Consider the following 10,962-nt stretch of genomic DNA (forward strand, 5'->3'; position numbering starts at 1 on the left):
CTGGTTCAAAGCTGGCAAATCTTTTAATGATAGACTCATTAACGCTTTCGCTGTTCAGTTTTCAAAGAGCATTTTGTTTGCCGCCGGTTCTTTAGGCGACTTTTCTAGTATATCTCATCGCGGTTGCTTTTGCAAGAGTTTTTTCAAAACTTCCGTTTCGCTCAACAGCGATAATTCAACATTCTATTATACTTCTTTCGAAGCGACAAGATGTATCTTATCACGCCCTCACTAATAATACAATAGCTTTTTTTACATTCCACTAAACTTTTTTAATAAAAATAAAGGGCGCTATTGATTATGCGCCCATTTCTTCTTAATGTTCCATCACTCTACTTATGGATAAATGACGAGAATCTACTAAATTAATGATTTTTCCCCCCGTCTCCACCATCGGTCGAGTCGGTTGATTACGATCTGTAAATACGATCTTACCAATTGTTCCATCACTCAGTTCAACCACAGTTCCCACTGCAAACTGAGTAATGCCTTCTACAAAAGTACGAACGATACTTGGGTCCAGCTTTCCGAAGCTGTCTTGCACTAATTGATCAACCACCAAATAAGGCGAAAGAGCCTTTTGATGGATACGATCTGAACACATAGCGTGGTAAACATCAGCCACAGCGGTAATCTTACTGTACAAATGCAGCTTAGAGCCCAGAAGACCTAATGGATATCCGGAACCATCTTCCCGCTCATGATGCTGCAGGGCCGCCAGTGCTACACCTTCACTCAGACCATGTGATGATTTAATAATCTGATAACCATACACAGTATGTTTTTTCATTTCTTCAAACTCTTCAGCCGTTAGCTTGCCAGGTTTCTGAAGAACGCGCCGGTCAATTTTCGTTTTCCCGATATCAAGCAGAGTACCAGCCAACGCTACCTGCATCCACTCTTTTTCAGGTACCTTAATCCATTTAGCAATCATATATGAAATAATACCGACCGCTACGGCGTGCTCATAAGCATAGCTGTCCAATCGGGAAAAGCTGCGAAGCGACAACAATACCTCAGGCTGTTTTTGAAATTGCAAAATAATCGGAGCGACTAATTCCCTGACTTCCATTACCGGAATGTTGTTGCCGCCTTGTACCCGGATCATCAAGCTTTTCAGTGTCGAGACTGCTTTATCAAAGGACTGTTGAAATGATGTTTTATCTGGATTAAACTTTTCAGGCACAACCTGCGGTTCCTCAGTTGCTTGTTCCTCCTCTTCTCCCCCAGTCATATTCGCATCCTCAATTTGTACCTGCTTGATCATAAAAGCTTCAAGAAATTCCATTTCCTTTTCATACAGAGTCGTTCCTTTTGCAAAAAGAATCCCGCCAAGTGATGTATGTACCTCTTCCGCCAGTTTCGCTCCAATGGTCAGTTGTTTCACATCCACGATGGGCAAATTGGTCACCATCCGATCCACCTTGATTAAATGATATAGTTTTCTTTTCCCAATTCTAACCCAACTTCAAACCATTTGGCAGGTAAAAAGCATTAGAGAAGTTTATCTTTTCTGCAGATGTAAAAAAGACGCCCCTCAAGAGGAACGTCTTTCTTATGAATTCTATCCTATTCTTCGCTTTCGCTTGGATCCGTTGGTTCTGCTGGTTCTGCTGGTTCCGTTGGTTCTGCTGGTTCCGTTGGTTCTGTTGGTTCGTCAGTGTTCTGACCCTCTACTTGCTCGTCAGTAAACTCTTCTTCAACATCCTCAACATCTTCGTCTTCATTCGGCGGGCATTTAGCTACAGAGCCTACCTGCTCGTTTTCCGACAAACGAATCAGCTTGACACCTTGTGTGTAACGACCCATTACGGAAATACCCTTCATTTCCGTACGAATGATAATTCCAGAAGTCGTGATAATCATCAGATCTTCTTCTGGCTCTACCACCTTCAAGCCAACCACATGTCCGCTACGCTCGGTTACATTATGCGTTTTGATCCCTTTACCACCACGCGACTGAATTCGATACTCATCAACTGGTGTCCGCTTTCCATAACCATTAGCTGTAACGATCAATACTTCTGCATTTGGCTTGATAACATCCATATCGATTACATCATCGTCATCATCAAGCGTAATGCCTTTCACCCCAGTAGCGTTACGTCCCATCGTGCGAACGTCGCTTTCCTTGAAGCGAACTGACATCCCGTTGTGAGTACCCATGATGATCTCTTGTTTACCATCCGTCAAGCGTACGCCAATCAACTCGTCATCTTCGCGCAGATTGACTGCAATCAGTCCACCCTTACGAATATTCCCGTATGATTCAAGCGTCGTTTTCTTGATAATCCCCTTTTTCGTTGCAAAGAACAGGTAATGTTCTTCATCAAACTCTTTGACAGGGATCACCGCACTCACCCGTTCTCCTTTTTCAATCTGAATCAGATTGATAATCGGAGTCCCTTTGGCTGTTCGACTCAAATCTGGAATCTCGTAGCCTTTCAGACGATACACCTTGCCCTTGCTTGTGAAGAACATGATGTAATCATGGGAATTGGTGATATACAGATGCTCGACAAAATCGTCATCTTTCGTACCTAGTCCCTGAATACCTCTTCCGCCACGTTTTTGTGAACGATACGTCGAGACAGGGAGACGCTTGATATAGCCATCATGGGTCAAAGTAATGACTACATCTTCTTCTGGGATGAGATCCGCATCCTCAATATGGTCTTCATCAAAAGTAATAACGGTACGTCTGTCGTCGCCAAATTTCTCCTTGATTTCGGAAAGCTCTTCACGGATGATCTCGTAGATTTTTCCTTCGTCAGCAAGAATCGCACGCAGCTCTGCAATTTTTGTCATTAATTCCTGGTACTCGTTCTCAATCTTTTCCCGCTCCAAACCGGTCAGACGCTGCAAACGCATGTCGAGAATAGCCTGCGCCTGTTCATAGCTCAAAGCATAATTCTCCATGAGTCCCGTACGCGCATCTTCCGTTGTTTGAGAAGAGCGAATCAAACTGATGATCTCGTCGATATGATCAAGCGCGATCCGCAAGCCCTCTAAAATATGAGCGCGTGCTTCGGCTTGTTTCAGATCGTACTCGGTCCTTCTGCGAATAATGACACGCTGATGCTGCAGATAGTAATACAGCATATCACGTAGATTCAGTACCCGCGGGCGGCTATCTACGAGTGCCAGCATGTTCACACCAAATGACGTCTGCATTTGAGTATGTTTAAACAGGTTGTTCAAGACAACCTTCGGAATCACGTCACGACGCAGTTCCATAACAATACGCATACCTTTGCGATCTGACTCATCGCGCAGGTCGGTAATGCCTTCAATTTTCTTTTCGCGAACTAATTCAGCGATTTTTTCTACGAGTCTAGCCTTGTTGACCTGAAAAGGGATCTCCGTCACAATGATGCGTGGCTTTCCTTTATCTTCTTCAATCAACGTTTTTGCACGCATGATAATCGAACCGCGCCCTGTTTCATAGGCACGACGAATACCACTGAAGCCGAGAATCTCACCGGCAGTCGGGAAATCCGGTCCTTTGATGATCTTCATCAGATCCTGAAGCGTAATATCCGGATTGTCGATCATGGCAATTACGCCATCAATCACTTCTGTCAGGTTATGTGGAGGAATATTGGTTGCCATACCTACAGCAATCCCTGACGCACCATTCAGTAAAAGGTTAGGGAAACGGGAAGGAAGTACGACTGGCTCTTCCTTGCGCCCGTCATAGTTGGGCGTGAAATCAACAGTCTCTTTATCAATATCGCGCAAAAGCTCCAAAGCGAGCTTAGAAAAGCGCGACTCTGTATAACGCATGGCCGCTGCCGGGTCACCGTCTACAGAACCAAAGTTCCCCTGCCCTTCAACGAGCATGTAGCGCATGTTAAAATCTTGGGCCATACGAACCATCGCTTCATAGATAGAAGAGTCACCATGGGGGTGATAGTTCGCCATTACTTCCCCGACGACGTTTGCCGACTTACGGAACGGCTTGTCCGGAGTAAGACCCATGTCATGCATGGCATACAAAATACGCCTGTGTACAGGCTTCAATCCATCACGAACATCAGGCAAAGCCCGACTGACGATAACGCTCATCGCATAGCTGATGAACGACTCTCTCATTTCTTGGCTAATATCGACTTTGGGAAACCGAGCAGTTTCTTCTGCCATAAAGGGTAAACCTCCAACTGGTTATCACAATACGTTATTATACCATATAGAAAGAGGTCACGTCCAAAAAATCCAGCTTGATCAATCGATTTCTCCCCATTCCTACCCAACATTTTCCCTAAAACACGTTCAAACCACCTAATTCCTATATTATTCCAGTACCTCTAGGACATTCACATATCATTTGTTATTTGCATGCAATCTATTCGCGCAAAAAAACCGAGCCGCTTCAAGAAGAAACGGTCTCGGCCACTTGTTCCTTTTTGGATTGTCTAGTCAAATAAACGATATAGATCAGCAAATACAATCCCAATGCAACCAATGAATAGCGGTACATCAGAGCAAAGCTGGTGACTTTTGCAATCGCCCCCAGGATCATAGCTCCGCCACCAATCCCCAGATCGAAAGCAGAGAAAAATGTCCCGGTTGCAGCTCCCCTTCTCGCAGGATCCACCCGTTTGATCGTCCAGGCCTGCAAGGATGGCTGGACAGATCCCACACCGATGCCGAACAGGATAGCAGCGACGATCAGCTCCATTTCTGTCGTACTATAAGACAAGAGGAGAAGGCCCACACCGAGTATCATTCCTCCAGGTAACAGGATCCACACAGGACCTTTCCGGTCAAATAGCTTGCCGGACAGAGGGCGAACAGCCATCAAGGCAATAGCGTTAAACAAGAAAAACAAACCGATATTTTCTATTCCAACCTCAAGTCCAAACAAGGTGATAAAGCTGAAAATCCCTCCGTAAATAAAACCGATCAGTAAATTCAGCAGGGAGGGGAACAGAGCTGCCTTTTCCAATAGCCCGCTCAATACACTCGTATGTAACGGTTTCTTATCAGGGAGTCCTTTCATTCTGACCAGCCTGGATAATGCCATCGCGAGTACCGTCAAACCTGCAGATATCGCAAACAACCAGCCATACCCCCAGTTTTGAGATACCCATAAACCAATCAAGGGACCAAAAGCCATCGCCAGATTGCTGAACATCCCAAAGTACCCCATGCCCTCTCCACTGCGCTTCGGAGGAATAATGTCGGAGACGATCGTCCCGTAGGTAGTCGTAACAATCCCCCAACCAATCCCGTGCAAGAAGCGGATGGCCAAAACCAACGCTACACTTACCATCCAGTAATATCCCGATACAGCCAGAAAAAAGATAGCCAAGCCTACTAATAGAACAGGCTTTCTTCCGATCGTGTCTAGTGCCTTCCCGGTAAAAGGACGGATGAGCAGAGCCGAAACGGTAAATAGACTGATGACAAGCCCCACCGCTAATTGGTCTCCGCCCATATCGGTCACATAAACCGGTAGTGTAGGAAGCAGCATTTGAAAGGCAACAAACAGCATAAAATTGGAAAGTGCGAGTATTACAAAATCTTTTGTCCACAACGGTTGTCTCTCTGACAAGCTTCTCACTCCCACCGCAACACCGTAAATTGCATTTATATACAATATGATATTTAAAGTTTAAAAAGTCAATCCATTATCGCACTTTCGTTTACTTCTTCCTCCCCCTCCATTGCTTTAACTCCTGCAGCGTTTCCTGATATTGCTCCTCTAAAATCTCCTTCTCCTGTACTGGTAACAACGGGGAAGATAATCGACTGACCAATCCTGTCAGTTTGTTTTCTAACAACAGAATTTGCTCTTTGTGGTGATCCCGGTTTGTTGCTCTATTTTTGCTATCTACATACTCCTGGAACGTACCTGTAAAGAGGACAGGCTGCGGATCATCTAAGCAAAGAACAGCATTCGCCAATCCTTGGATCAGTTTGCGGTCGTGCGTCGCAAACAAAATCGTGCCGGGGAAATCGGCAAGCATGATCTCCAGTTCCTCCTGAGTCGGTATATCGAGATAATTTGTCGGCTCATCTAATAAAAGAGCATGATAGTCACCGAAAAATATTTTGGCGAGCGCAATCTTTACCCGCTCCCCGCCGCTTAGAGCGCATACCGCCTTATGCACTGCTTCTTTAGGAAATAACAGGCGTGCCAACGCTGTCCGTATGGTGGACTCTGGATACATGCTATGCTTTTTCACATTTTCTAGAATGGTCTTCTCCTCCTCCAGAATAGAGAGGGATTGGCTAAAATAGCCGAGCCTGATACTCGGCGGAATCGTGACGCTATCCACATTTTGATGAATCATAGACAAAAGTGTCGATTTCCCCGTACCGTTTGCCCCTATCAGGGCTACCTTTTGCCCGGGCCGAATCGTAAAGGAGAGATCGGAAAACAAGGTACGTGAATCAACTCGAGCGGATATACCCAAGCATTGGATAACGGTTTTTCCCCGATATTCGGTTTGATGGTGCAAATCAAACCGAACGCGCGCCAGCTCATGCGGCTTTTCCTTTTTCTCCAGCTTGGCTAGACGGCTTTCAACAGCCTTGGCTGACTGCTCCACTTTTTCCCGCTTCCCCTGTGCTTGCATTTTATGCAGCTTCGCCTCAGACGAGCTCATTCGTTTCGGAGCATCCCGTATCCCCTTGGCTTGCTGTTTTTTCTCAATCACGGCCTGCTTTAGCCGCTCCTTTTCTTTTTCATACGCCTCATACTCAAACCATTCCCGCTCCTGCGCTTGTTCCTTTTGCTCGCGATACGCGGAATAATTCCCCTTGTACTGCTTTACTGTCCCGTTTTCTACTTCCCAAATTTGTGTACAAACCGCATCAAGCAGCTCCCGGTCGTGAGAAATGAGTAAGACCGCTCCTGAGTACGTGCGCAATGCTTCCTCCAGTTGGCGAATACCCGGTAAATCAAGATGGCTGGTTGGTTCGTCTGCAAATAATAAAAGGGCTTTCTGTTCAAGCGCGGAGGCAATTTTGAGCCGAACCTGCTCTCCCCCACTCATCCCATCGTGAACACGCGATACTCCCCAGTTCTTTCGTCCCCTCGTTGTTGTCATCTTCCCCGAATCCAGCTCTACTTGCCGGATGAAAGCCAGATCAGCATAGGACATTACTTTCCCCAGATTGTCAGATTGCAGCTCTCCAGCCAAAATTCGCAGTAACGTCGATTTTCCTGTGCCATTCTGACCGACGATTCCGATCCGGTCTTTGTCCAATACCTCCAGTTTTTCTGCTTTTAAAATCAAACGATCTCCATAGCTTTTTTCAAGCTTACGCGCTTCCAGTAGTAACATACACATGCCTCCTTTTCCAAATAAAAAAGAAAAAGACGCCGGAATATCCGACGCCTTTTCTCATACCTGAGGAACACCGGTCATGCCGATGCCTAGTCACACAAATATAAAAAGGCACCGACATACCGGCGCCTTGGAATTCCCGTTTGTTTACATGCCACATGACATGGAAAAAAAACTGGTTATGTTGAGAGCACCCGATACGTTTTCGTTACTATGCTTTTTGATTGGGTTGCAACGAAAACGATTTTCAATGGATTGCCCTCCTGCATTGCTGGCACGTATTTTTGTAAACATCTACATTTTATCCCATATGACCCTTCAAGTGCAAGAATTGCATTGGAAACGCCTTACAGTTTGACGAGTGTCTCCATTTTCGAGGAACGGATCGTTGTTTTGGCATCTATAAACAGTCCCAAGGCGATGATGGTCATGCGAATCAGTTTTCTCATGTTTATCCCCCGTTACTTTGTTGATACCTAAATTGTACAAGCTCGGGGTCGTCCCTGCCATTGATTTGGCTTGCAGTATTCTTACAATGCTGTAAGGAAGACAGGAGCTCACTTTTGATTAAATCCCCTTTCTTTTCCCATACTTTTCTCGCATTTCTTGGTTATCTTTGATGATGTACAACACAATCTATGGAGGAGTGAGTAACAGATGAAAAAAATCCTTTCCGTATCTTTACTGACAGCTAGCTTGTTGGTCGGGGGGACAGGCATTCTTCATGCCGAAGAACTACCCACTAAGGAACAAAAATGGAAGCAAACACCCGAATATCAAGAGCTGCAGTCGCTCCTTACCATCAAAAAAGATCTGAATGCCAAATTGAAAGACCAAACGGCCCAAAATAAGGCTATGTGGGATTCGCTTCGTGGGGACGTATCGGCAGAAGTACGCGAAACGGTAAAAAACGTCATGCTCGAAATTAAACCTATCCGGGAAGAGAATAAAAATCTTACCGTTCAACTAAAAGCGGCAAAAACAGCAAAAGACAAAGCAAAAGCAACAGAATTAAAAGCCGCAATCGAAGCCAATCATCAAATCATCAAAAGCAAATTGGTTCCAATTGAAACTGAGCTTGCGCAAGTAAAAGCACTTCACCAGCAGCTAAAAGAACCACTGACACAAATTAAACCGATCCGCGAAGCGAAAAAAGCAAACCGCGAAGAAGCGCAGCAGATCAAACAGCAATTCCAAGACAAGCTGAAAGTGGCCAAGGAGGCTTACAAAAATGGCGAAGACACTTGGAATGCCTCTTTAACAGATGCGATTGATTTGATCCAGCAATGGACAGATATCGAAAATGAAATCCTCTCGCAAAAGGCTTCTATTTACGATGCCCTGCAATAGACTCATATAGTGAATGAGAGAACGAGACAGCTCCCCTAATGCGGAGCTGTTTCTTTTGTGTGTCCCATAAAGTGTGGGAAAAGTATGGGAAAACTACTTCAACTCCCTGACGGCATGTACATCTGTTGTACAATAGCAGGTGAATACTGAGGTTTTCGGAGGAATTCGCATGAGACCTTTTCACGTTGCCATTGTAGACGATGATCCAAATATCCGCCAAATCGTTGAAGCGTATTTGCAAAAAGAAGGCTATGTAACCCATTGTGTAGAGTCAGCAGAGTGTGCGATTCAGCTAAAAGAAACCGAGTCCCCTGATTTGTGGGTGCTCGACATCATGCTGCCTGGTATGAATGGGTATGAATTTTGTCGTCGGATCCGCAAAGAGTCAGAAACGCCGATTATCATTATTTCAGCTCGCGACGAAGAAGTAGATAAGATTCTCGGTCTTGAACTGGGGAGTGACGATTACTTAACCAAACCCTTTAGTCCACGTGAACTTGTGGCCCGAGTCAACCGGGCGTTGCGTCGCTGGGAACGAATGAATAGCCGCATCGAATCAACTCATGCCCATAAAAGTGAACAACCTGCAAGTCAGTTGCTTGTTTTAGATAAGGAAAGACGAATGGTATTTTCACTGGGTGTGGAAGTAGAAGTTACCGCAAAGGAATTTCAGGTCCTTTCACTATTTTCTGAACACCCGAATCGGGCGTTTTCCCGGGATGAATTGCTCACACTCGTGTGGGGGGACGATTACTTTGGGAGCGACCGCGTCGTCGATGATCTGATTCGCCGCATTCGTAAGAAATTGGAGCATATCCCTTTGGAAACGGTATGGGGATTCGGTTATCGACTGCGAGCAGCGGAAGGGAACTGGGAAGGATGAAGCTTCAATATCGTATCACACTGATGTTCGCCCTTTTGCTTATCATTGTGACCGGAATTTCGGCCATGCTCATTCACTCATTTTTGCTCGATAATTTGATTTCTCAACAAAAGAAAGAACTTACGCTAAAAGGGCAGTTCTGGATTGAAAAGATCAATCACTCCGCAGAAACCATTCAATCCGAGGACATTGCCGAACTGGATAAGCTCCTGGTCTCCAACCGAAAGATAGAAGTTGTCTTGCTCGGTAAAAAGAAAAAAGTACTCTATACTTCTCTTCCTTCATCAAACTTGAATGAATGGGTGCAGGCATTGGAACGAAAAGCTGAAAAACGCAAAGACAAAAACATCTGGATCGTTGGTGGCGATGATTACGTCGTTGTTACCCTCCCTTTGAAAAATGACGAGAAACAGCGACTCATTCTTGCATCGCCGATACGCGGGCTTAAGGAAGTACGAATGGAGCTTACTAAAAAGATCCTCGTGATTCTTTTAATTGGAGCCGTATCCACTATTCTCCTCAGCTTTTTCATGACGAGAAGCATGGTAGAACCATTAAACAGATTAACAAAGGAAATCAAGAAAGTTCAATTTCGACGTTTCTCTGACGTCAAATTGATTCCCGCACGCGGTGAAATCGCAGAGGTATCAGAGAGTGTCTATTCCATGGCTCAAGAGCTGGATCGCTTTCATGAAATTCAACGTCAGTTTTTACAAAACGCGTCCCATGAGCTAAAGACTCCTCTTATGTCCATTCAAGGATACGCAGAAGGGATACGCGACGGAATCTTTATAGACGATGCCGCTCATAAGGGCCTGGATGTCATTGTTTCAGAATCGAATCGAATTAAGCATATCGTAACGGAGATTACCCTTTTGGCAAAGCTGGAAAGCGAAAAGGATTTATTCCACCTTGCTCCTCATTCTCCAACGGAACTGGTCAATCGTGCAGTCGAACGTTTACATCCTCTTGGTGTACAGCAAAATATCGCCGTCTCGATTCGTTCTTTTGGAGGGGATAGCAACGTATATGTAGACGGGGATAAAATTCTTCAAGCACTACTTAACATAATCGCAAACGGTCTGCGTCATGCGAAAGAACAGGTTGTTATCAGGATCGAAACGGGAAAACGCCATGTGACTATTGTTATTATGGATGATGGAGAAGGAATTCCTGACGACTTGCTTCCTCATCTATTTCATCGTTTCGTAAAAGGCAAAAATGGAGATGTCGGACTCGGGCTTGCCATCTCCCGTGCGATCATAGAGCGTTCGGGCGGTAGTATAGAAGTAAAAAATGGAGTCTTCTCTGGTGCCATGTTTCGTATTACGCTTCCAAATGAACAGCAGCCCACTTAAACAAAACAGCCGAGGGTAAATGAGATCCCCTGGCTGTTTTTTCAGTATGTAAAACAAAAAACCTTCCAGCCTT

General features: G+C 45.1%; 7 protein-coding genes. 3 read left to right on the forward strand and 4 right to left on the reverse strand.

The window, feature by feature from the left end; genetic code table 11:
• Positions 1-316: 316 nt before the first annotated feature.
• The 4 genes from ACIFQN_RS35565 to abc-f all read right to left on the reverse strand — a co-directional run bounded on the left by ACIFQN_RS35565 (position 317) and on the right by abc-f (position 7,295).
• A complete protein-coding gene (locus ACIFQN_RS35565; RefSeq protein ID WP_429837763.1) occupies positions 317-1,414 on the reverse strand; it encodes an HD-GYP domain-containing protein in 1,098 nt (365 codons plus the stop codon).
• A gap of 155 nt (positions 1,415-1,569) precedes the next feature.
• The gene (gyrA, locus tag ACIFQN_RS35570; RefSeq protein ID WP_429837764.1) at positions 1,570-4,143 is read right to left on the reverse strand and encodes a DNA gyrase subunit A; all 2,574 of its coding nucleotides are present in this window, start codon (positions 4,141-4,143) and stop codon (positions 1,570-1,572) included.
• Between the two features lie 229 nt (positions 4,144-4,372).
• Positions 4,373-5,572 carry an MFS transporter gene (locus ACIFQN_RS35575; protein ID WP_429837765.1) on the reverse strand — a complete coding sequence of 400 codons (1,200 nt, stop codon included), beginning with the start codon at positions 5,570-5,572 and terminating at the stop codon, positions 4,373-4,375.
• A gap of 76 nt (positions 5,573-5,648) precedes the next feature.
• The gene (gene abc-f, locus ACIFQN_RS35580) at positions 5,649-7,295 is read right to left on the reverse strand and encodes a ribosomal protection-like ABC-F family protein (RefSeq protein WP_429837766.1); all 1,647 of its coding nucleotides are present in this window, start codon (positions 7,293-7,295) and stop codon (positions 5,649-5,651) included.
• Positions 7,296-7,955: 660 nt separating this feature from the next.
• On the opposite strand from abc-f, the gene ACIFQN_RS35585 reads away from it, so the two are divergent.
• The 3 genes from ACIFQN_RS35585 to ACIFQN_RS35595 all read left to right on the forward strand — a co-directional run bounded on the left by ACIFQN_RS35585 (position 7,956) and on the right by ACIFQN_RS35595 (position 10,889).
• Positions 7,956-8,648: a hypothetical protein gene (locus ACIFQN_RS35585; protein WP_429837767.1), complete on the forward strand. Its 693-nt coding sequence runs from the start codon at positions 7,956-7,958 to the stop codon at positions 8,646-8,648.
• 169 nt (positions 8,649-8,817) lie between these two features.
• A complete protein-coding gene (locus tag ACIFQN_RS35590; protein WP_429837768.1) occupies positions 8,818-9,531 on the forward strand; it encodes a response regulator transcription factor in 714 nt (237 codons plus the stop codon).
• The gene (locus tag ACIFQN_RS35595; RefSeq protein ID WP_429837769.1) at positions 9,528-10,889 is read left to right on the forward strand and encodes a sensor histidine kinase; all 1,362 of its coding nucleotides are present in this window, start codon (positions 9,528-9,530) and stop codon (positions 10,887-10,889) included. The genes ACIFQN_RS35590 and ACIFQN_RS35595 overlap by 4 nt, the downstream gene beginning before the upstream one ends.
• The last annotated feature ends 73 nt before the right edge of the window (positions 10,890-10,962 follow it).

The organism is Brevibacillus sp. NRS-1366 (assembly GCF_050467985.1).

Excerpts from the sequence above, each read along its gene's own strand:
- ACIFQN_RS35595 (WP_429837769.1), top strand. The coding sequence starts at position 9,528 with ATGAAGCTTCAATATCGTATCACACTGATGTTCGCCCTTTTGCTTATC.
- ACIFQN_RS35590 (WP_429837768.1), top strand. The coding sequence starts at position 8,818 with ATGAGACCTTTTCACGTTGCCATTGTAGACGATGATCCAAATATCCGC.
- gyrA (WP_429837764.1), bottom strand. The coding sequence starts at position 4,143 with ATGGCAGAAGAAACTGCTCGGTTTCCCAAAGTCGATATTAGCCAAGAA.
- abc-f (WP_429837766.1), bottom strand. The coding sequence starts at position 7,295 with ATGTTACTACTGGAAGCGCGTAAGCTTGAAAAAAGCTATGGAGATCGT.
- ACIFQN_RS35565 (WP_429837763.1), bottom strand. The coding sequence starts at position 1,414 with ATGGTGACCAATTTGCCCATCGTGGATGTGAAACAACTGACCATTGGA.
- ACIFQN_RS35585 (WP_429837767.1), top strand. The coding sequence starts at position 7,956 with ATGAAAAAAATCCTTTCCGTATCTTTACTGACAGCTAGCTTGTTGGTC.